The organism is Bradyrhizobium jicamae (assembly GCF_018130215.1).
GTDB lineage: Bacteria > Pseudomonadota > Alphaproteobacteria > Rhizobiales > Xanthobacteraceae > Bradyrhizobium > Bradyrhizobium jicamae_A.
The window spans coordinates 37,431-59,416 of sequence record NZ_JAFCKQ010000051.1 but is presented as its reverse complement, the minus strand read 5'-3'; the positions used below and the strand labels follow the sequence as shown (position 1 = coordinate 59,416).

General features: G+C 64.7%; 19 protein-coding genes and 1 pseudogene. 16 read left to right on the top strand and 4 right to left on the bottom strand.

All coding sequences use genetic code 11. From position 1 onward, the window contains the following. The 6 genes and pseudogenes from cpsB to JQ586_RS33915 form a co-directional block, all read left to right on the top strand. A pseudogene (cpsB, locus tag JQ586_RS33940) lies at window positions 1-168 on the top strand (mannose-1-phosphate guanylyltransferase/mannose-6-phosphate isomerase); the annotation flags it as partial. 267 nt (window positions 169-435) lie between these two features. Beyond that, window positions 436-1,452: a Gfo/Idh/MocA family protein gene (locus tag JQ586_RS33935; protein ID WP_212398989.1), complete on the top strand. Its 1,017-nt coding sequence runs from the start codon at window positions 436-438 to the stop codon at window positions 1,450-1,452. A 31-nt stretch (window positions 1,453-1,483) separates the two neighbouring features. Beyond that, the gene (locus JQ586_RS33930) at window positions 1,484-2,635 is read left to right on the top strand and encodes a DegT/DnrJ/EryC1/StrS aminotransferase family protein (RefSeq protein ID WP_212398988.1); all 1,152 of its coding nucleotides are present in this window, start codon (window positions 1,484-1,486) and stop codon (window positions 2,633-2,635) included. A gap of 41 nt (window positions 2,636-2,676) precedes the next feature. Beyond that, entirely contained in the window at window positions 2,677-4,206 is a 1,530-nt protein-coding gene (murJ, locus tag JQ586_RS33925; RefSeq protein ID WP_212398987.1) for a murein biosynthesis integral membrane protein MurJ, read from the top strand. Window positions 4,207-4,336: 130 nt separating this feature from the next. Further along, window positions 4,337-6,646, top strand: coding sequence for a xanthine dehydrogenase family protein molybdopterin-binding subunit (locus JQ586_RS33920; protein ID WP_212398986.1), 2,310 nt, complete (start codon window positions 4,337-4,339; stop codon window positions 6,644-6,646). Between the two features lie 115 nt (window positions 6,647-6,761). Then, window positions 6,762-7,214 (top strand): cytochrome c, encoded by a 453-nt coding sequence (locus JQ586_RS33915; RefSeq protein WP_212398985.1) that lies wholly within the window; start codon window positions 6,762-6,764, stop codon window positions 7,212-7,214. A 68-nt stretch (window positions 7,215-7,282) separates the two neighbouring features. Here the strand turns inward: JQ586_RS33915 and JQ586_RS33910 are convergent, their stop codons facing one another. Then, window positions 7,283-7,705, bottom strand: coding sequence for a CHRD domain-containing protein (locus JQ586_RS33910; protein ID WP_212398984.1), 423 nt, complete (start codon window positions 7,703-7,705; stop codon window positions 7,283-7,285). A 164-nt stretch (window positions 7,706-7,869) separates the two neighbouring features. On the opposite strand from JQ586_RS33910, the gene JQ586_RS33905 reads away from it, so the two are divergent. Then, on the top strand, window positions 7,870-8,799 hold the full coding sequence (locus tag JQ586_RS33905) for a cytochrome c (RefSeq protein ID WP_212398983.1): 930 nt from the start codon (window positions 7,870-7,872) through the stop codon (window positions 8,797-8,799). 19 nt (window positions 8,800-8,818) lie between these two features. Here JQ586_RS33905 and JQ586_RS33900 read toward each other — a convergent pair whose 3' ends face one another. Beyond that, complete coding sequence (locus JQ586_RS33900) at window positions 8,819-9,064, bottom strand: Lrp/AsnC ligand binding domain-containing protein (protein ID WP_016845986.1); 246 nt, start codon at window positions 9,062-9,064, stop codon at window positions 8,819-8,821. 176 nt (window positions 9,065-9,240) lie between these two features. Here JQ586_RS33900 and thiD point away from each other — a divergent pair, with 176 nt between their 5' ends. The 8 genes from thiD (at window position 9,241) to JQ586_RS33860 (ending at window position 18,328) form a co-directional block, all read left to right on the top strand. Next, window positions 9,241-10,038, top strand: a complete 798-nt coding sequence (gene thiD / locus JQ586_RS33895; protein ID WP_212398982.1) for a bifunctional hydroxymethylpyrimidine kinase/phosphomethylpyrimidine kinase — start codon at window positions 9,241-9,243, stop codon at window positions 10,036-10,038. 292 nt (window positions 10,039-10,330) lie between these two features. Beyond that, entirely contained in the window at window positions 10,331-11,143 is an 813-nt protein-coding gene (locus JQ586_RS33890) for a UDP-2,3-diacylglucosamine diphosphatase (RefSeq protein WP_212398981.1), read from the top strand. Beyond that, window positions 11,140-12,216 carry a glycosyltransferase family 1 protein gene (locus JQ586_RS33885; RefSeq protein ID WP_249148521.1) on the top strand — a complete coding sequence of 359 codons (1,077 nt, stop codon included), beginning with the start codon at window positions 11,140-11,142 and terminating at the stop codon, window positions 12,214-12,216. The genes JQ586_RS33890 and JQ586_RS33885 overlap by 4 nt, the downstream gene beginning before the upstream one ends. Window positions 12,217-12,696: 480 nt before the next feature. Beyond that, a complete protein-coding gene (locus JQ586_RS33880; RefSeq protein WP_249148520.1) occupies window positions 12,697-15,831 on the top strand; it encodes a CHAT domain-containing tetratricopeptide repeat protein in 3,135 nt (1,044 codons plus the stop codon). Beyond that, window positions 15,828-16,316 (top strand): hypothetical protein, encoded by a 489-nt coding sequence (locus tag JQ586_RS33875; protein WP_249148519.1) that lies wholly within the window; start codon window positions 15,828-15,830, stop codon window positions 16,314-16,316. Before JQ586_RS33880 ends, JQ586_RS33875 begins: the two co-directional genes overlap by 4 nt. A gap of 5 nt (window positions 16,317-16,321) precedes the next feature. Further along, the gene (locus JQ586_RS33870) at window positions 16,322-16,525 is read left to right on the top strand and encodes a hypothetical protein (protein WP_212398992.1); all 204 of its coding nucleotides are present in this window, start codon (window positions 16,322-16,324) and stop codon (window positions 16,523-16,525) included. Next, a complete protein-coding gene (locus JQ586_RS33865; protein ID WP_212398979.1) occupies window positions 16,525-17,289 on the top strand; it encodes a hypothetical protein in 765 nt (254 codons plus the stop codon). The genes JQ586_RS33870 and JQ586_RS33865 overlap by 1 nt, the downstream gene beginning before the upstream one ends. 49 nt (window positions 17,290-17,338) lie before the next feature. Beyond that, entirely contained in the window at window positions 17,339-18,328 is a 990-nt protein-coding gene (locus JQ586_RS33860) for a threonine/serine dehydratase (protein ID WP_212398978.1), read from the top strand. A 125-nt stretch (window positions 18,329-18,453) separates the two neighbouring features. On the opposite strand, the gene JQ586_RS33855 is transcribed toward JQ586_RS33860, so the two are convergent. After that, on the bottom strand, window positions 18,454-19,701 hold the full coding sequence (locus tag JQ586_RS33855) for a hypothetical protein (RefSeq protein ID WP_212398977.1): 1,248 nt from the start codon (window positions 19,699-19,701) through the stop codon (window positions 18,454-18,456). A gap of 75 nt (window positions 19,702-19,776) precedes the next feature. On the opposite strand from JQ586_RS33855, the gene JQ586_RS33850 reads away from it, so the two are divergent. Then, entirely contained in the window at window positions 19,777-20,976 is a 1,200-nt protein-coding gene (locus JQ586_RS33850) for an MFS transporter (protein WP_212398976.1), read from the top strand. On the opposite strand, the gene dgcA is transcribed toward JQ586_RS33850, so the two are convergent. After that, window positions 20,946-21,941, bottom strand: a complete 996-nt coding sequence (dgcA, locus tag JQ586_RS33845; RefSeq protein ID WP_212398975.1) for an N-acetyl-D-Glu racemase DgcA — start codon at window positions 21,939-21,941, stop codon at window positions 20,946-20,948. The genes JQ586_RS33850 and dgcA overlap by 31 nt on opposite strands. Between the last annotated feature and the right edge of the window lie 45 nt (window positions 21,942-21,986).

Below are 21,986 nucleotides of genomic sequence, written 5' to 3'. Positions count from 1 at the left end.
CTGGTCAAGACCGTGCACGAGAACGAATCGATCTACATCCCGATCGGCGCGGTGCACCGGCTGGAGAACCCCGGCAAAATCCAGCTCGAGCTGATCGAGGTGCAGACCGGCAGCTACCTCGGCGAGGACGACATCATCCGCATCGAGGATGATTACCAGCGCATTTGATGATTGCCGGCGCACCCATCGCCCCGGTTCCATCGCCCCGACAAGGCCTTTGGGGCGATGTAACTCTTTGAATCAAAACGTGTCCGGATTTCTCCGTTGCCAATCGCCGCATTTGTGGCCTCGTGCTATAGCGGCTTCCAACGAAGCGGGGGTGGTTCGCGCCGGAGCGCCAACCACGGGCTGGGGTCATCGTGCTGGTCCCTCTCGGGGCGGGGGGCTCCCGGGGTAGTCGGCACAACCGCCAGAAGGTCAGTCGGGGTCAATAATATGAATGCAAAAGTGTCCGCATCGGGCGCGAAGGCCGATATCCAGCGCGCGCTGCGCGTCGGCGTGATCGGGGCCGGCGTGATGGGCAGCAACCACGCCCGCGTGCTGGCTGGACTGCCCGGTGTCGTGCTGATCGGGATCGTCGATCCGCTGCCGGAGCATCGCACCCGCGCCATCGACCTCGTCGGCTGTCGCGCCTTCGAGACCCTCGATGAACTGCTCGCCGAGGGCGTCGATGCGGTGACGATCGCGGCCCCAACCCATCTGCATCACGAGATTGCGCTGACCTGCATCGCGCGCAGCATCAATATCCTGGTCGAGAAGCCGGTCGCCTCCACCGTCGAGGAGGGCCGCGAGATCGTCGCCGCCGCAGGACGCGCCGGCGTCACGCTGATGGTCGGCCATGTCGAGCGCTTCAACCCGGCGGTCGCCGCGATCAAGCAGGCGATCTCGGGCGAGGATATCCTGTCGATCGGCATCACCCGCGTCGGGCCGTTCCCACCACGGATGTCGAACGTCGGCGTCGTGATCGACCTCGCGGTGCACGACATCGACCTGATCCGCTGGTTCACGGAATCAGACATCGTCGAGGTGCAGCCGCAGCTTTCCAGCGCGGTCGCCGAGCGCGAGGACATTGCGCTCTTGCAGTTCCGTACCGCTTCCGGCGTGCTCGCCCACATCAACACCAACTGGCTGACGCCGTTCAAGGCGCGCAACGTTACGGTAGCGACGCGCGGCAAATACGTCATGGGCGACCTGCTGACGCGGCAGGTCACCGAATGCTTCGGCTTCAAGCCGGACGGCAGCTATTCGATGCGCCATCTGCCCGTCGGCCATGACGAGCCGCTGCGCGCCGAACTGATCGCATTCCTAGATGCGGTCAGGACCGGCAAGCTGCCGGCCGTCTCGGGCGACGAAGGCGTCGCCAGCCTCGCGGTCGCGATCCGCTGCCTGGAATCGCCTGCCAGGCCCGCCGCCTCGACGGCGCGCAAGGGCCCGCGCCGCGTCGTCGGCTAATTGTTATTCTCTCAACACACAAAGGTCCTTCATGAACCAGCACATGTCTCCAAAACCCATCCCGTTCATCGATATCATTGCGCAGCGGCAGCGGCTAGGTAAGTCGATCGATGAGGCAGTCGCCCGCGTGCTCGACCACTGCCAGTTCATCAATGGCCCGGAGGTGATGGCGCTGGAGGGGGCCCTGGCAAAGTACAGCGGCGCAAAGCATGTGGTCACCTGCGCCAGCGGCACCGACGCACTCCTGATGGTGCTGATGGCGAAGAATGTCGGGCCTAGCGACGCGGTGCTGTGTCCGTCGTTCACCTTTTGCGCGACCGCCGAAGTCGTGACGCTGACTGGTGCGACGCCAGTCTTCGTCGACGTCGATGAGGTGACCTTCAACATCGACGTCAACTCGTTCAAGCGCGGCATCGCGACCGCGCGGGGGCGTGGGCTTAAGCCGGTCGGTGTCATCCCGGTTGATCTGTTTGGCCAGAGCGCCGATCACGATGCCGTGGCTGTCGTCGCGAAGGCTGAGGGCTTGTTCGTGCTCGACGACGCCGCGCAAGCGTTCGGCGCGAGCTACAAGAGCCGAAAGCTCGGCACCTTCGGTCTTGCGACTGCGACAAGCTTTTTCCCCGCCAAGCCGCTCGGCTGCTTCGGCGACGGCGGCGCGATCTTCACCGATGACGACGAACTCGCCCACACGTTGCGCAGTATCCGCGTGCACGGCCAGGGCTCGGACAAGTACGATAACGTGCGGCTTGGTCTCACTGCGCGGCTCGACACCATGCAGGCGGCGATCCTGATCGAGAAGTTGAAGATCTTCGACGACGAGATTGCCGCGCGCAACAGGGTGGCTGAGCGCTATTCGCGCGCGCTCGGCAACCTCGTCGCCGTGCCGCGCCTTGCGCCCGGCTGCACCTCGGTGTGGGCGCAGTACACGATCCGTCTCTACGAGGGCATCGATCGCAACGCCTTCGCGACGACCCTGAAGGCGCTGGGCGTTCCGACCATGATTTACTATCCAAAGTCGGTCCACCAGCAGACGGCCTACAGCCACTATCCGGTTGCCGACGGCGGCCTGCCGGTCAGCGAGCGCCTGTCGAAGGACGTCATCGCTCTGCCGATGCACCCCTATCTCGACGAGGCAACGCAGGACTGCGTGATCGCGGCTGTGCGCAGCGCGCTTTCGTCCTAACGCAGCTTTCGCGTATGGCGAGCATGCGCTAGAAGCAGCGCATGCTCGGGCGTATCTTCACTGTCGGCGGCTATACCCTGCTTTCGCGACTCACCGGGCTCGCGCGCGACATCATGCTCGCGGCGATCCTCGGCGCGGGGCCGATTGCCGATGCGTTCCTGGTCGCCTGGCGGCTGCCGAATAATTTCCGCGCGATCTTCGCCGAGGGCGCGTTCAACACCGCCTTCATCCCGGCCTATGCCCATGTCCATGGCAAGGGCGGCGGCACCTCGGCGCGCCTGTTCGCCGACCGCATCTTCACGCTGCTGTTCCTGACCCAGCTCGTGCTACTGATGCTCGCATGGGCCTTTATGCCGCAGGCGCTGCGCCTGCTTGCACCCGGGTTCAGCGACGATGCTGAGCAGCGCAGGCTTGCGATCGAGCTGACCCGGATCACCTTTCCCTATCTGCTGCTAATCACGATGGTGACGCTCTATGGCGGCATCCTCAACGTGATGCAGCGCTTCGCGACGGCGGCGGCCGCATCGATCTTCCTCAATCTGTCGATGATGGCGACCCTGGCGCTCGCGGCGTTCTTCCCGACAGCCGGCCACGCCGCGGCCTGGGGTGTGCTGATCTCGGGCTTCCTGCAATATTTCCTGCTCGCCGGCGACCTCTCGCGTCACGGCGGCCTGCCTCGGTTTGCGATGCCGCGGCTCGACGACGACGTCCGCGCCTTCTTTCGTGCGATCGGGCCGGCCACGCTCGGCTCGATGGGTACGCAGGTTGCGGTGTTCGCCGATACCATCATCGCGACCTTCCTGCCGGCGGGAGCGCTGTCGGCGCTCTATTACGCCGAGCGTCTCTACCAGTTGCCGATCGGCGTGATCGGGATCGCGGTCGGCACCGTGTTGCTGCCCGAGATGTCGCGGCGGCTGTCGGCCGGTGACGTCGCCGGCGCCGCCGCCGCGCAGCGCCGCGCCTTCGACCTGACCTTGCTCGCGACCGTCCCGTTCGTGGCGGCCTTCATCGCGGTGCCCGATCCGATCGTTCGTGCGGTCTTCGCGCACGGTGCCTATACGGCGGCGAACGCGGCCGAGGCGGCGGTCACGCTCGCGGCCTATGCGGTCGGTCTCATCCCGTTCGTGATGATCCGCAGTGCAGTCGCGACCTTCTACGCCCGCAAGGACACCGCGACGCCGGTAAAGGCATCGCTGACGGGGCTTGCCGTCAATGTGCTGCTCAAGGTGCTGCTGATGGGCTCGCTGGCCCAGGTCGGGCTCGCGCTCGCGACGGCGGTCGGCGCCTGGATCAACCTCCTGTTGGTGCTGTTCTTCGCGGTGCGCCGTGGCTATCTCGAGTTCGATCGCACGCTGGTGCGGACATTCGGCACGTTCGCGCTCTGCGGCCTCCTGCTGGCGATCGCGCTGTGGCTGACCTCGCACTTCGCCGCAGTGTGGTTCGCGCCGGTTCAGGTGATTCGCGACGCGCTGATCCTCCTGCTCCTGGTCGCGGTCGGCATGTTCGTCTACGGCTTCTCGATCCTCGTGCTGTTTGGCCGCGGCTGGCTGTTCGCGCTCCGGCGTGGATAGTTTTACTCTGTTGAATCAATTGCATAGGGACGCGTTTGCACGCCGCGCCACAGCGCCTGGAAAGCGGTTTGCGCTTCCCTGACAACCACGCCAATATGCGACCAACAAAACCAAGCCAATTGGAGAGACGATGGCAGCTCCCATCAAGTTCGGCGTCGGACAAAGTGTGCGGCGCAAGGAGGACGACGCCCTGATCCGCGGCAAGGGCCGCTACACCGACGACGTCGCACCGTCTCCCGCATTGCAAGCGCTGATGTTGCGCTCGCCGCATGCGCATGCGACCTTCACCATCGACGCGACCAGGGCGCGCGGCATGCCCGGGGTGGCGCTGGTCCTGACGGCCGAAGATGTCGCCGATCTCGGTGGCCTGCCGTGCCTGTTCAACCTCGAAACCGATCCGTTCACCGCACCGCCTTATCCGATCCTCGCCAGGAACGAGGTGCGCCATGTCGGCGACGCCGTCGCATTCGTGGTCGCCGACACCGTCGATCATGCGCGCGACGCGATCGAGGCTGTTGATGTCAAATGGACGCAACTGCCCGCTGTCGCCGGTCTCGCCAATGCCGTGAAGACGGGCGCGCCGCAGGTCTGGCCCGACAAGCCCGGCAATGTGCTGTTCGACGTCTCGATCGGCGACAAGAAGGCCGCGGAAGACGCATTTGCCAAGGCGCATGCGGTCGCCGAGATCACCATCATCAATCCGCGCGTCATCACCAATTTCATGGAGACGCGCGCAGCCGTCGCCGAATACGATGCCAAGAAGGATCACCTGACGCTGACGATCGGCAGCCAGGGCAGCCACCGGCTGCGCGAGATCCTCTGCGACATGATCCTGAAGATCCCGAAAGAGAAGATGCGGGTGGTCTGCCCCGACGTCGGCGGCGGTTTCGGCACGAAACTGTTTCCGTATCGGGAATATGCGCTGATCTCGGTCGCCGCGCGCAGGCTGAAGAAGACCATCAAGTGGACCGCCGAGCGCTCTGACCACTTCATGGGCGATGCGCAGGGCCGCGACAATCTTACCACCGCGCGGATGGCGCTCGCCGAGGACGGCAAGTTCCTCGGCATGGACGTCGACCTGATGGGCGACATGGGCGCCTATCTCTCGACCTTTGCGCCCTACATCCCGCATGGCGGCGCCGGCATGCTGCCGGGGCTCTACGACATCCAGGCCTTCCACTGCCGCGTCCGCACCGTGTTCACCAATACGGTGCCGGTCGATGCCTATCGCGGCGCCGGCCGCCCGGAGGCCGCCTATGTGATCGAGCGGCTGGTGGACGCCGCCGCGCGGAAACTCGGCATGACGCCCGATGCAATCAGGCGGAAGAACTTCATCCCGCCGAAATCGCTGCCCTACACGACCGCGACGGGAAAGGTCTACGACTCCGGTGACTTCGTCGCGCATATGAAGCGCGCGATGGAGATCGCCAACTGGAAGGAGTTTGCCAAGCGCGCCAAGGCCGCCAAGAAGGATGGTCTGGTGCGGGGCATCGGCATGGCGAGCTATGTCGAGGTCTGCGGTACCATGGGCGAGGAGACCGCCAATGTCGCACTCGATCCCAACGGCGACATCTCGATTCTGATCGGCACGCAGTCGAGCGGGCAGGGCCACCAGACGGCCTATGCCCAACTCGTCGCCGAGCAGTTCGGCGTGCCGCCGGAGCGTGTCCATGTGCTGCAAGGCGACACCGACAAGATCGCGACCGGGCTGGGCACCGGCGGCTCGGCATCGATCCCCTCCGGCGGCGTCAGTGTCGAGCGTGCGACGCGCGAGCTCGGCAACAAGCTCAAGGAACTCGCGGCTCAGGCGCTCGAAGCCGGCGCCGGCGACCTCGAGATCTCGGATGGCCGCGTCCGCATCGCCGGCACCGACCGTTCCGTCAGCTTTGCCGATCTCGCGAAGCGGCCGGGCGGCGATCCATCGAAGATGAATGCGAGCGCGACGTTCGCCAGCGCCGACGGCACCTATCCGAACGGCACGCATCTCGCCGAGGTCGAGATCGATCCCGCCACCGGGATCATCAAGGTCGTCAACTACGTGATCGTCGATGATTTCGGCGTTACGCTGAATCCGCTGCTGCTGGCCGGCCAGGTCCATGGCGGCGCGATGCAGGGCATTGGCCAGGCGCTGATGGAGCAGGGGGTTTACAGCTCGGCGGATGGCCAGCTCGTCACCGGCACGTTCATGGACTACGCGATGCCGCGCGCCGCTGACGGGCCGTCCTTCACGTTCGAGACCCACAACGTGCCCTGCACAACCAATCCGCTCGGCGTGAAAGGGGCGGGCGAGGCCGGCGCGATCGGCTCCTGCCCCGCGGTGGTCAATGCGATCATCGAGGGGCTGTGGCGCGAGTACAAGATCGACCACATCGACATGCCGGCAACGCCCGAACGGGTCTGGGTCGCGATCCGCGAGGCGCAGCGCCTGCACAAGCTCTAAGATCAACCCTCGCGCGCGGGAATAACCTCCCGCGCGCGGGTTCTATAGTGGAAGCCGCGGGCCGCGCGAGCCGGCTTTCGGCATATCGAATGCATTTGAAAGGGAGAATTCGTCCATGAAGCGGGTTGCGGCTGCCCTGGGAGGCTTCTTGTTGCTCGGTGCGAGTGCGGTCATGGCAGATCAGAAGATCGCCGTGGAGCAGGACAATCTGATGAGGGCTCAGGGGAAGAGCATGTATGCCATTATCGGCAAGATGGTGAAGGGCGACATTCCCTACGAGCAAAAGGCAGTGGACGATGCCATCGCCGACCTCGAGCAAAACGTAGCCAAGATCGCGACCGTGTTTACGCCGAATCCGAAGGAACAGGTGAAGGACGCAACGTACGGATCGTCGCAGAAGATTTGGGAGAACAAGAAGGATTTCGATTCCAAGATCCCGCCGGTTCAGAAGGCGATCGCCGACGTCAAGGGCAAGATCAAGGACATCGATGGGTTGAAAGTCGCCTTCAAGTCCATCAACGACCGCTGTAGCGACTGCCACGAGACGTATCGCCTCAAACTGAAATAGCCGCGCGACACAAGAAGGGCAGACGCTCTGCTGCGTCCGCCCTTCTTTCTGGAATTATTTCGCTGGAATCACTTGGTGACCTGGCCGCGGATTTCGCCGCCGGGATTGGCCGCGGTGTGGACGTTGACATAGTACTTGCCGGCCATGAGATCGGCGGCCTGCGCATCGGTCAGCGTTGCGCTGCCATCCGCCGGGCTCGAGCTTGCATTCGGGATGGCGACGGCAACGCCGGCGTTCTTGCCGGGCTCGGCGGGACCGTGGAAATGCGCAGCGGTAGCGGGGCCGCTGAGACCGGAATAGGTCAGCTTCCAGGTCAGCTTTTTTGTGGCGGCGTCGTAGTCGATGTCGGCCGTGCCGGTGCCTGCGCTGGTATTCGGCGGCACTTCGGATTTGCCGTTGAGCGTTGCCTTCAGCTTCTCGGCGAACGCCGGGCCGGCGAATGCGATCGCGGCGCCGAGCGTCAGCGCGGCAAGCATGGTCTTGTTCGACATGGGTCTCTCCCTGTTGACGTCACGCGTTGTGTCAGTCTCAAAACAGCAGACTTGCGGATTTATTCCCGGAATGGCGGTGAAGGCGAGAAATTTCATGGAAGCTTATCCGCCCGCCTGTGGTCATACTGGCCGCACCCTTGAAAGCGCCAATGACGGATCAGTGAATGCTGCGACGAATCCTCCTCCTCGCCGTGGCGGCCGGCGCCGCCGGCTTCGGCCTGTTCTGGTGGTTGACGATCCCCGCGACCATTGCGGCTGACGCGCTGCCCGCCTACCAGCCCAACCCCGCCAACGGCCTCACAACGTTCAACGCCGGAGGATGTTCCTCCTGCCATGCCGTGCCGAAGCAGGATGATCGCTTGAGGCTCGGCGGAGGGCTCGCGATCCCGTCGCCGTTCGGCACCTTTTACGCACCGAACATCTCGCCCGATCCCGATGACGGTATCGGCCGCTGGAGCGAGGCCGATTTCGTGACCGCGCTGATGAAGGGCACGTCGCCAGCGGGGACGCATTTCTTCCCGGCGTTTCCCTATACCTCTTATCAGCATGCCAGGCTCGCGGACGTCAGGGACCTGTTTGCCTATCTGAAGACGCTGCCACCGGTCGCCGGCAAGGTTCGTGACCATGACGTGCCGTTTCCGTTCAACATCCGCCGCGATATCGGTGTCTGGAAATGGCTGTTCATGGACGGCAAGCCGTTCGTCGCCGATGCCGGCCGCTCGGCGCAGTGGAATCGCGGTGCCTATCTCGTCAACAGCTTCGGCCATTGCGCCGAGTGCCACAGCCCGCGGAATTTTCTCGGCGGCATCATCAGCGCGCAGCGCTTTGCCGGCGGGCCGAATCCGGAAGGCGAGGGCTGGGTGCCCAACATCACGCAGAAGGGGCTGTCGGACTGGAGCGCGAAGGATATCGCCTATTTCCTCGAGACCGGGCAGACGCCGGATGGCGACAGCGCGGGCGGATCGATGGTGCGCGTGATCCGCAACACCTCTCAGCTTTCAGGTGAAGATCGCGACGCGATCGCCGACTACATTAAGTCGCTGCCGCCGGTCGAGGGACCGCCGAAGCCGAAGAAGCCGGAAAAGGAATCCTGAGGCCGACGAGTCCGGGCGGCTACTTCGCGCCGAACGCCTTGAAGGTAATGATGGTGAGGGTGTCCTGGATACCCGGGATCACCTGCACCTTCTCGTTGATGAAATGGCCGATGTCGGTGTCGTGGTCGACATAGAACTTGACGAGGAGATCGTAGTTGCCCGCGGTGGAATAGATCTCCGACGCAATCTCGGCCTCCGCCAAAGCGTTGGCGACGGTGTAGGACTGGCCTAGCTTGCATTTGATCTGGACGAAGAAGGGAACCATCGCTGTCGTCTCCGGGGATTTCCGCGACTATAGGCCAAAAACAGGCCACCAAGGCAAGGCCAAGTGCAGGAAGAACGAGAGGCAAGTCACGGCAAATCCAAGCAAACTTGCCGCCGGCAGGCGCCCGCGCTAGGACAGGTCATGATCCCGTTCCCACCAGCCATGGGCGCAGCGAAATGACGCCGATCGCGCTGACCATTGCGGGCTCGGACTCCTCTGGAGGCGCGGGCATCCAGGCCGACCTGAAGAGCTTTGCCGCGCTCGGCGTCTACGGCGCCTCCGTGATCACGGCGCTGACGGCCCAGAACACCACCGGTGTCAGCGCCATTCACCCGGTTCCGGCCGTCTTCGTCGCCGCGCAGATCGACGCAGTCTTCGCAGACCTTGCCGTCGGTGCGGTCAAGATCGGCATGGTGGCGCAGGCCGAGACCATCGCGGCCATCGCCGACGGGCTGGCGCGCTGGTCACCGCGGCATGTCGTGCTCGATCCGGTGATGGTTGCGACCTCGGGCGATCGCCTGCTCGCAGCCGGGGCGGTCGATGCACTGAAGACGAGGCTGTTTCCGTTGGCGTCGTTGATCACGCCGAACCTGCCCGAGGCGGCGGCGCTGCTGAGCGAGCCCGTCGCCGGGAACGAGGCCGCTGTCGAGAGCCAGGGCAGGCGCCTGCTGGCGCTGGGCTGTCGCGCGGTGCTGATCAAGGGCGGCCACGGCACGGGCGCCGAGAGCATCGATTATCTGTTCGACGGCGCGCGCGTTGTCGCACTGTCAGCGCCGCGCGTCGCTACGCCAAACACGCACGGGACCGGCTGCTCGTTGTCGTCGGCGATCGCCGCGGGCCTTGCCAGGGGCGACGAGCTCGAGAGCGCTGTGCGCAACGCCAAGGCGTGGATCACGGATGCGATCGCGGCGGCAGATCGTTTCGCTGTCGGGCATGGTCACGGACCTGTGCATCATTTTCACAAGTATTATTGAGGCTCCGTAGCCCGGATGGAGCCGACGGGTCACGCGCCCGCGCGCCCGATGTTGATCCGCGGATACAGTCCCGGATTGCGCTTCGCTCCATCCGGGCTACGCATAACGCGTCGGTTTCGCGCAACACGTCACATGTTCCGCACACAGGGCGGGTCCCATGTCGCCAGATTGTCGCATCGCGCTGTTATCGGCAGTGATGGGGCGTGCAACTGATTCTCGTTAACTCTTTGTGGGGCCTTGGGTCGCGGGGATCGTCATCGCCTTGTCACAGGAATCTTGTAGGTGCACAGGCATGGGAAGTGACTCCTTGAGCGAAGAGAGCCCCGAGCGGCACTTTCGCACTTTGTTCATCTCCGACGTTCATCTCGGAGCCCGCGGTTCGCAAGCCGACCGTCTGCTGGATTTCCTCCGCTCTCACGATGCCGACACGATCTATCTGGTAGGCGATATCGTCGACGGCTGGGCGCTGAAGTCGAATTGGTACTGGCCGCAGACGCATAACGATTTCGTGCAGAAGATGCTGCGCAAGGCGCGCAAGGGCGCCAAGGTGATCTACGTCCCCGGCAACCACGACGAGTTCCTCCGCAAGTACTACGGCACGCATTTCGGCGGCATCGACGTGGTGGAGAACACGGTCCACACCGGCGCCGACGGCAAGCGCTATCTGGTGATCCACGGCGACATCTTCGACCTCGTGGTGCAGAACGCACGCTGGCTCGCCCATCTCGGCGACAAGGCCTACGACTTCGCGATCCAGATGAACCGCTTCGTCAACTTCTTCCGCAAGATGTTCGGCGTGCCCTACTGGTCGCTGTCGCAATGGGCCAAGCTGAAGGTCAAGAAGGCGGTGAATTATATCGGCGCGTTCGAATCGACGCTCGCCGGCGAGGCGCGGCGCCATGGCTGCGATGGCGTGATCTGCGGCCACATCCACTACGCGACCATCCACGACGAGCATGGCATCCGCTACATGAATTGCGGCGACTGGGTTGAGAGCTGCACCGCGCTCGCCGAGCACGAGGACGGTCACTTCGAGATCATCACCTGGACCGATCCGGTGCGCAGCATTGCCCCGGTTCCGCGAGTGACGGCACGCGCTGCATGACGCACATCCTGGTCGCGACCGATGCGTGGCATCCCCAGGTCAACGGGGTTGTCCGCACGCTGACCACGATGGCACAGGCGGCGAAGTCGCTCGGCGTCGAGGTGACTTTCCTGACGCCGGACTCGTTCCGTACCTTCGCTATGCCGAGCTATCGCGATCTGCGGCTGGCCCTGCCGAGCCCAGCGAAGATCGCGAAACTGATCGAGGCGGCGAAGCCCGACAGTATCCACATCGCGACCGAAGGTCCGATCGGCCTTTTGGTCCGTCGCTACTGCCGCAGGCGCGGCCTGCCGTTCACGACCAGCTTCCACACCCGTTTTCCCGAATACGTCTCGGCGCGGTCGCCGATCCCGGAGGGCTGGGTGTGGCGCATGCTGCGCTGGTTCCACAAGCCGGGCCAGGCGGTGATGGCCGCAACCCCTGCGCTGGCCGCCGAGCTCCGTCAGCGCGGCTTCCGCAACGTGGTGCTGTGGTCGCGCGGCGTCGATACCACGCTGTTCCATCCGCGTGATGTCGATCTTTGCTTGCCGCAGCCGGTGTATCTGAGCGTCGGCCGCATCGCGGTGGAAAAGAACCTCGAGGCTTTCCTTGCGCTCGATCTGCCGGGCACCAAGGTCGTGGTTGGCGATGGGCCGGCGCGTGCGGCACTGGAGCGGAAGTTTCCGGAAGCCGTGTTCCTCGGGGCGCGTCATGGCGAGGAGCTGGCCGAAATCTATGCCGCCGCCGATGTGTTCGTTTTCCCGAGCCGGACCGACACGTTCGGCCTCGTGCTGCTCGAGGCGCTGGCCAGCGGATTGCCGGTTGCCGCTTTTCCGGTCACCGGTCCCCGCGACGTGATCGGTGCCGCGCCGGTTGGCGTGCTCGACGACGATCTGCAGCATGCCTGCATGGAAGCGCTGAGCATCCCGCGGCAGGCCTGTGTCGATTTCGCCGCCCTCCACACCTGGCAGGCCTCGGCACGGGTGTTCATCGACCGCGCTACCAACAATCGCCCGGTCGATCCGGAGTCGGAGCACGAGCGCGAGGTCACGGCGATGAACTTCATCGCCGAAGATCCTCACTTCATCGCCTGACGGCGCGGCGGTCGCAGATTCTCCCTGCAGCACGCAACGACACTCGCGGTCCCCCTGTCTGCGTCCGGTTATACGAAAGCTGGGCCCGACACCGGTCAAACCCGGCTTGCTTTCGCTCATCCAATGCGGTTTGATGGGCTGTATTTCGGAGCAAGATGCTGTTTTTGAAGGAATAAGTCAGGCGCTCCAGCGTGGACGCCGGCGCTGGAAAGAGCTCAAGACGGTCGCATAATCAATTCATTGATGGGGCTGGTCATGCGTTTCATCGCTGCCCGCTTTTGTCTTGTCATTGCAGTGTTCATTGCCGGACAAGTGCTGCTTCCGCAAACAAGCCGCGCGCTGGAGCTCAATCAGGCGATTGAAAACTGCCGCAACAGCTCCGGCAGGCCCGCCTATATGGCTTGTCGGCAGAACGGCGGAACACACGAGGCCTGTTTCTCGAGGGCGAGGTCGATCGTCGGCGCCTGCGCCAAGAGTGCGATGATCGCGGCCCACCCGAAAGCGCCGCTGTTCTCTGCCGACAAGCTGTCGACCGTTCCCGTCCCCGCACAGCCGGACCCTGGCTCCGCCAAAAGCGGTGCCCCTGCGCTGGTCGCGCCGCCGCGAAACGTCGACGACATCACCGCGATCCTCGATCAGCAAAAGCCGGATCCCACCGCGATTGCGACCCAGGCGGCGACCGCCGACGAGCCGGTTCCGGCAAATCTGAAGGGACCTGACCTGGCCGCCTTCTATTACAAGCGTGCCCAGGCAAGAACGCTGCTTGGTCGCGCCGACGCCCTCGATGATGCAGAGCTGGCGGTCAGCAACGAGGCGGGCGCAGACTATGCCAATCTCGGCAGTCGCTACGAACAACTTCTGATGCGTCGCCTGCGCGACGTCGGCCAGCACAAGCGCGCCAACGCCTTGCTTGCGAAGCAGCTTTCGGCATTCGCAAAGCAAAAGAAGGGCAAGTTGTTCGGCCTGCATTATGCAATCGCCGTCGGCTCTCTCAGAAATGGCGATCTCGGCACCGCCGAAAGCTATGTCGCCAAGAATCGCGCGTTGCTGGCGGAAGCGCAGCGATGGCCGGTTTTTCCCGTCTATGGAATGAGCTGGCAAGCCCTTGTCGAGGACGGGAACGCCCGGGTCGACGAGGCTCGCGGCCGCTATCCGGATGCGGAGGCCGCCTATCACAAGGCTTCGATCTTCTATCTCAGCGCGCTGAAGACCGTTGCGCAATGGGAGTCCAAGCCGTCCGAAGGCGAACTGGAAAGGTTTTCGGATTGGGCGCTCGCTCTTGAAGGGCGGGTCAAGGTCAAGCAAGGGCGGGTCGGCGAGGGCGAAGCCGATGTGAGGCGCGCCCTGCTCAGTCGGCTGAGCAAGTCCGGTAAGTTTCACGCAGATACCGCCGGGGTGCTCGAAGTGCTCGTGTACGTCCTGCAGGAGCAAGGTCGGTACGCCGAAGCGGAGAGGCTGCAGCGAGAGGTGATCGCGATCTTTGCGGGGCTCGGTTACGCGACCGACTCGGCGCAACTGGTCCATGCGCAGCTGTTCCTTGCACAGATTCTGAATATGGAACGAAACTACGCCGCGGCCGCGCGCCTGTACGACCAGATCGACGCCTTGACCGCCAAATGGGAACCGGCTCGGCGCGCCTTCGTATCGGGCGGGCTGGCGCGCGTTTCGGTTTTGCTCATGGAGGGAAAGGCGGGAGATGCCCTCGATATCGCCCAGCGATCCTATGAACGTGAGCGACAGAGATCAGGCGACAACAGCCTGAATACGCTCACGGCGCGCGGGTTCGTCGCGATCGCCGAGGCGCGCGCCAACAACACCAGTGGGGCTCTGACGGATTTCCGGGCCGTGATACCGGCGCTGCTGAGTTCCGACAATCCGCCGGGCGACGACGATAGCGGAGCGACCGCCGCGGCCCAGGAGGGCCGGGTCCGGCTGATCATCGAAATCTATCTCCGGGTTCTGAGCCGCAACCCATCGCTCGCGACTGCGGCCGAGATCGATCAGACGTTCGGCTATGCGGATGTCTTGCGTGGGCAGGCCGTGCAGAGGGCGCTGCAGGCCTCATCCCTTCGTGAGAGGGCAAAGGACAGCGCTCTCGCGGAACTGGTGAGATCGGCGCAGGATAGTGAAAAGGAGATCGGCGCTGCCGTCGGAACGCTGAACAACCTTTTGAGTTTGCCCGCATCCGAGCGCGACGGATCCGCGCTTGCACGAACGCAGGCAGAAATCGCGCGGTTGAAGCAAACCAGGTCGCAAACGCTGCAGCAGATCGCGAAAAAATTCCCTGAATACAGCAGCCTGACGCGACCACCGCTTTCGACACCGTCGGAAACGCAAAAACTTCTGCGCGACGATGAGGTGATCCTCTCCTTCTACTTCGGGAGGTTCAGTAGCTTCCTGTGGGTCTTGTCCAGGGACAAGGCGGTGCAATTCTCGTCCCTTGACACGACGCTCGGCGATGTCAATGCGACGGTAGCGAAGCTGCGCGAGAGCCTCGAGCCGAATGCCGCAATCATTTCCGACATTCCACCGTTCGATCTGAAGCGGGCCTATGGGCTCTATTCAACCCTGCTGAAGCCGTCCGAAGCGGACTGGAAGCCCGCGAAGAACCTGATCGTCATCACCAACGGGGCGCTTGGCCTGTTGCCGATGTCGCTGCTGCCGACCGCACCGTCCGAGGTGGACCAGAACGACGATCCCCTGTTCTCGAGCTACAGGAAGGTGCCGTGGCTGGCGCGAACACATGCGGTCACCAGCGTGCCGTCCACGTCGTCGCTGGTGACGCTCCGCAAACTGCCGGCGGTCACGAGCCAGCGGCAGGAATTCGTCGGCTTTGGCGATCCGATATTCAGTCGCCAGCAATTGGCGGATGAAGCCGACACAAGTTGGGTCCAGGAGGCGAGCGCCTCCGGCACCACGCGCGGCGTCATGCTGAAGCTGCGCAACAAGCCAAATCTTGAAGGGGTTGAGAGCGCGCAGCTCGGAATGTTGCCGCGCCTTCCGGATACCGCCGAGGAGCTCAGGTCGATCGCGCTGGCATTGCACGCCGATCCGGAGAAGGTGCTCAACCTTGGCAAGGACGCCAATGAACGGAAGGTCGAGACCAGCGATCTTTCGAACGTCAAGGTGATAGCGTTTGCGACTCACGGGCTGCTGCCTGGCGATCTGGACGGTCTGACCCAGCCGGCGCTGGCACTCTCGGCACCGTCGGTCGCGGACATCGACGGCGACGGCCTGTTGACAATGGATGAGATTCTTTCGCTGAAGCTCAATGCCGATTGGGTCGTGCTGTCGGCTTGCAACAGCGGCTCGGCGGCATCTGCCGGCGCCGAGGCTGCGTCCGGGCTGGGTCGGGCGTTCTTCTACGCCGGCACGCGTGCCTTGCTGGTGACGAACTGGTCGGTCCACTCGCAATCTGCCCGCGAACTCGTCACTGACCTTTTCCGGCGGCAGGCGCAGGACAAGGCGATCACGCGTGGCGAAGCATTGCGACAGGCCATGATGGCGTTGGTCGACGGGCCCGGCTACGTGAACGGGGGAAAGACCGAATTCTCCTATGCCCATCCCTTGTTCTGGGCGCCATATTCGATCATCGGGGATGGAGGCGCTCGATGATGGTTGCCAATCTGCAGCGAGCACGCGTGAAGACGTCAGGGAGGCTGCGGCTGCCGGGGGTGGTGGTGCTGGTGGCCATCACGTTGCTCGGCCTTGACCCTGCATGGGCAACGCGGCTGATTTCGGACGACGAAGCGAAGCTCCCGCCGCCGAAAGGAGCCGTCGTTGCCGACCGTCGGGGAATTCTCCGGTCGCCGAAGATCGAAGTTATCTCGCCCGCCCAACCCACACGGTCGCCGGTACACCTTCAGCTGAAGTTCGAGGCCTTCGGCGGCGCTAGAATCGATGTCGACTCGGTCAAGATCACCTTTCTTCGAACCCCGAACGTCGACCTGACGCCTCGCGTCAAGGCGTATCTGCAGCCGTCAGGCGTCGACATGCCCGATGCGGAAGTTCCATCCGGCGATTTTCTCGTCCGAGTCGATCTGAAGGATAGCGACGGTCGAATCGGCAGTACGATCTTTGCTCTCAAGATTGCACCTTGAACGCGATGAACTGTCCTTTCTGCATGTCCGGCAATTGCGAGGGCGCGCTCGTCTGCATCGGCTGTGCACGCGATATTGCGGTGCCCGAATCCCTGATCGTCGAGCGTGACAACCTGGTTCGAAAGCGCGAGCAGATCAGGGCGGAGTTACAGGAGGCGCGACGGGAGCTTGATGCAATCAGCAAGCGCCGTCAGCGACGGCAACACTGATGGAATGTCCCTTTTGCGCCGAGACGATCAAGGACGAGGCGATCGCATGCAAGCACTGTTCGCGCGATCTGCGCGTCGTTCGTCCCATCCTGCTTGAGATTCAGGATATCGTTGCCGACCTGGACAGGCTGCGGCAGGAACTCGACCGCGTGAACGTCCGCCTGGAGCGGCACAAACGTCCGATCAGCTATTTTGCCTCCCTGATCCTGCTTTACGTGGTCGTTCCGTCCGTCCTGCTCGTCTTCGCGCACATCCTTGTTACTATCGTACTCGATGTCTCCCAGATCGGGTTGCGGCTCGCCTCGGTGATCGTGCCGGTCTTGTTCGGATTTGCCAGCTTTCGCGTAGGCAAGTTCGGCGTCACGGGCGCGCTGGTTCTCGGCGTTGCAACGGCGGCCCTGAGCGTAAGCGCGATGCTGACCGTCACGGGGCTGCACGACCATGTTCCGATCCTGCCGGGGCCGTGGGTCGAATGGCGCGAAGTGCTCGAATACAGTTCCAGCATCTTCCTCGCCTTCGTATCCGGTAACATCCTGGGGCTGGTGGTGTTTTACGCGTTGCCGAAGACGCTGGCGCAGGGCGGACGACCGAATGCGGCCGCCTACAGGATCGCACGCCTGCTGGGGCAACATGTCGGGGAAGAGCAACTCCGGCGTCGCGCTCGCCTGATCCAGGATCTGATCCAGACCGTGGGGCCGTTGGCCGGCGTGGCGGTAACCGTGTTTGGTTCGCTGTATGCCGGCTTCAAGGGCATTCTCGGCTGAGCCGCCGCGGGTCTTGCCGAGCAACCCACTGCCGCGATAGAAAATGCGGATGACGGACACCGCTCTCAATCCACCCGTCGCTGCCGCGGACATCGATGCCGCCGCCAGGGTGGTCGCGCCGTTCGCGGTGCGCACGCCGCTCCTGACCTTCCCGGTCCTCAATGAACGGATCGGCACCCAGGTCTTCCTGAAACCCGAGATGCTGCAGCGGACCGGATCGTTCAAGTTCCGCGGCGCCTTCAACAAGCTGGCCTCGATCCCGCAAGAGAGGCGCGGCGGCGGGGTGGTCGCGTTCTCCTCGGGCAACCATGCCCAGGGCGTCGCGGCGGCGGCGAAGATCCTCAACATGCAGGCCACGATCGTGATGCCTGCCGATTCGCCCCTCACCAAGCGGGAGCGCACCAAGTCGTATGGCGCCGAGGTGGTGCTGTACGACCGCGAGCGCGACGACCGCGAGGCGATCGCCAACGGCATCGCCGACAGGCGCGGCGCGACCCTTGTGCGTCCCTACGACGATCCCTTCGTGATCGCCGGTCAGGGCACCGCCGGTCGCGAGATCGCCGAGGACATGGCGTCGCTCGGTCTTGCGCCGGACATCGTCGTGGCGCCGGCATCCGGCGGCGGGCTGATCGCGGGCGTTGCCACCGCGGTGAAGGTGAAATTTCCGCAGGCGCAGGTGATCGTGGCCGAGCCCACTGGCTACGACGATCACGCCTTGTCGCTGAAGGTCGGGCACCGCGAGCCGCACCCGGTGGCCGCGCGCACCATCTGCGATGCGCTGATGGCGGCGATGCCGGGCGAGCTCACCTTCGCGATCAACAGCAAGCTTCTGGCCGACGGCGTCAACGCCACCGACGAAGAGGTCGGCGCGGCTGTTGCCTTTGCCTATCGCGAGCTGAAGCTCGTGGTCGAACCGGGCGGTGCCATCGGGCTCGCCGCGCTGCTCGCCGGGCGGATCGATGCCAAGGGCAAGAATGTCGTGATCGTGCTCTCGGGCGGCAATGTCGACGCCGACCTGTTTGCAAAGCTGGTGGCTTGAACCACACGCGGATGCGGTGAACGACCGCGGCCCCTGTCATGCGCGGGCTTGACCCGCGCATCCGTCAAAAACAGAACGCCTGATGATTGATGGATTGCGGGGGCACACCCGGCAATGACTGATGATCACGAGAACAGCGCGATCTTTTCGGCCTGGCTCATGCGGCGGATCGGGGCCAGTGGATCATTGGCCGCCGGGCTTGGCTTCTTGACCAGACCGTTCGCGATGATTGTTGAGCCGAGCGATACCTCGATCGGCGGCTCGGGCGTGGCAGCGGGATCGGGTTGCGGCGCCGGCTCACTCGCCGGTGCTGCGGCGACCGGCGTCTCGACCGGCGGTTCGATCGACGCGACCGGCTCGGGAACGCGTGCGATGTCCGCCGCCTGCGGCGCGACTTCGGCAACGGGCTCGGGCTGACTCGCGGTCTCCGGCTCGGCGGCCATGGCCGCTGCGATTCGCGTCTCTTCGGCGATCATCTCGTCGTCGATCGGATCGGGCGCGCCCATCTCCATCGCGATAAGGTCGAGCACGGCCTCATCATGCGCGTCGGCTGCCGCCTCGTCGGCGACGTGCGCAAGTTCCGCGGCCTCCGCCTCGGCCAATGCGGCCTCGGCTGCCGCGAGCGCTGCGTCGTCCGCCCGGAGCGTCGTGGCCGCGGAGGCTTCGGCGCTGGGCGCTGCAGGGGCCTCCTCCTGCGCAAGCATGGTCTCGGCAACGGCGACGCTCGGAACGGGCGAGGGAGGCGCCGCAGGCCGCTCTGCAACCGCCGCTTCTGCAATCGGCGCTGTGGCCTGGGGCGCGTCCGCTTCAAGCTGCGTCGCCTCGTCCATGCTGAACCCGGCCAGCCGACGCGCCAGCGTCGCGAAGGCGTTGTCGAGCACGGTCTTGGCGTCGTCGAGCGAGAGCTGGGCGGCGCTCGCCTCGATCGCGCCGGCCTGCGAATCCATGATGTCGCAGATCCGGCCATCATTGCCGATCTCGCGCAGCCGCCAGGAGATTTCCCGAATCACCCGCACGCCCCTGCGCAGCGGCGCCAGTCGCTGCTCGAATCCGAGATCGTCCAATGCGGCGACGGCGGAGGCCTGCACGGCCTCGACCGCCCCGCGCAGGGCGTTCAGCGCCTGTTCCAGCTGCTCGTCCCTGAACGCCTCTGCGGCGGACAGCCGCTGCGCGGCAAGGCTTTCCTCGATCCGCGCCACTGCGTCCAGCACCATGCGCGTGTCGGCGTTGCGGTTGCGCTTGGCATATTCGCCAAGGAACCAGCGGCCGCGCGACGTCTCCATGAACGCCTGGCTGATCGCGGCATAATCCTCCTCGCTCGGCTGGGCGGCGCGGGCGGAAATTGGCGACAGGGCGAATGCTTCTTCGGCCATCACAATCTCTTCGCGCAAATCACTGCGCGTTAGGCTAACGATCATCACGATATCGCGCGAATCGCAATTGAATTGATGTCTATCGAATCACAAATCCCCATTGCTGCCGAGGTTGCAGCGAGGCGATTCGCGAGACGGCTGGCGGCGTTCTACGCCACGCTGTTCGGGATGACCGGGGTTCATCTGCCGTTTTTCACGGTGTGGCTGAAGGCGATCGGCATCGATTCCGCCTGGATCGGCACCATCACGGCGGTGCCGGCGGTGACGCGTTTCACCGTGCTGCCGCTGATCACCGGCGCGGCCGAACGGCACAAGATGCTGCGCGGCGCGATCATGCTCACGGGCTTTGCCACCGCGGTCGGCTTCCTCATCATCGGTACCCAGCGCGAGGTGTTCGCCGTGCTCGCGGTCTATGCGCTGACCTGCTGCGTCTGGACCCCGATGGTGCCGCTGACGGACGCCTATGCGCTACGCGGCGTCGCCCACCACGGGCTGAACTACGGGCCGCTGCGGCTGTGGGGCTCGGCGGCCTTCGTGGTCGGCGCGCTCGGTGCCGGGCTTGCGCTCGGCTATGTCGTGCCGGTTCACCTGATCTGGATCATCGCCGGCGTCACCGTGCTCGGAGCGCTCGTCGGGCTGACGTTGCGGCCGCTGGAGCAGGCCTCCGGCGCCGCAACCCCTGCGCCGGGCGGCGGCAGGCTGCTGCGCGATCCCGGCTTCCTCATCATCATCGCCTGCTCGGCGCTGATTCAGAGCAGCCACTCGGCCTATTACATCTTCGCTTCGATCGCCTGGCAGCAGGCCGGCTTCAGCGGCCTCACCATCGCCGTGCTCTGGACGCTCGGCGTGATCGCCGAGATCGTGTTGTTCGCGCTCTCGCCACGCTTCACGCTGCCGTCGGCGTTACTGGTCGTGATCGCCGCGGCAAGCGCTGTGGCGCGCTGGACCGTCACCGCGCAGGATCCGCCGCTTCCGATCCTTGCCGTGGTGCAGCTTGCGCACGGCCTGACCTTCGGGCTGACCCAGGTCGCCATCATGGGGCTGATGGTGCGCCAGGTTCCGAGCCACATGATCGCACGCGGGCAAGGTTACCTCACGGCTTGCGGCGGAATTGTCGCGAGCGCGACCTCGATCCTGTGTGGCATGGTCTATGCGCGCTACGGGCAGGGCGTCTACTACATGATGGCAGCGATGGCTGCGACCAGCGGGGTCGTGATGTGGCTGGCGCGGCACAAGTTCATTCATCACCCCCAGAGCGCGGCATCCGGTGGATAGACGAGGCTGCCATCGTAGCGCAGGCCGTTGTCGCGGTCGCGCGCCAGGAGAAGCGGGCCATCGAGATCGACGAAACGCGCGGCTTGTGCGATCAGCATCGCCGGCGCCATCGACAGTGAGGTGGCGACCATGCAGCCGATCATGATCTCGAAGCCGAGCGCGCGGGCGGCATCAGCCATCGCCAGCGCCTCGGTCAGCCCGCCGGTCTTGTCGAGCTTGATGTTGACAGCATCATAGCGGTCGCGCAGGCCGGCGAGCGAGGCGCGGTCATGCACGCTTTCGTCGGCGCAGACCGCGACCGGTCGCTCGATTCGCGACAACGCATCGTCCTTGCCGGCCGGCAGCGGTTGCTCGATCAGCGTGACGCCGGCATCGGCGCATGCCCGGAAGTTGGCCGCAAGATCGGCCTCGGTCCATGCCTCGTTGGCGTCGACGATCAACTCCGATGTCGGCGCGGCCTTGCGCACGGCGGCGATCCGCGCCCCGTCGTCGTGACCACCGAGCTTGATCTTGAGCAGCGGACGGTGTGCGACCTTGGCGGTCGCCTCGGCCATCGCCTCGGGCACGGCGAGCGAGATGGTGTAGGCGGTGGTGCAGGGCGCGGGCGCCGGGCGGCCGAGCAGGTTCCAGATGCGTTGGCCGGCGACCTTGGCCTCGAGGTCCGACAGCGCGCAATCCAGTGCATTGCGGGCGGCGCCAGCGGGCATCGCGGCTTGCAGTGCGGTCCGGTCCATGCCGGCGGCGAGCGGTCCCTGCATCGCCTGGATCGCGGCGAGCGTCGCCTCCGGCGTCTCGCCATAACGCGGGTAGGGCACGCATTCGCCGCGCCCGGTCAGTCCGTGCTGGCTGATCTCGGCCACCACAGTCAATGCCTCGGTCTTGGCGCCGCGGCTGATCGTGAAGCTGCCTGCGATCGGCCAGCGCTCGATACCGGCGGACAGGGCTCGAGAGGGGCTGGAAGTCATTTTAAAGTCTACTATTTCCGTATGCTTGCGACCCGCAACCAACTA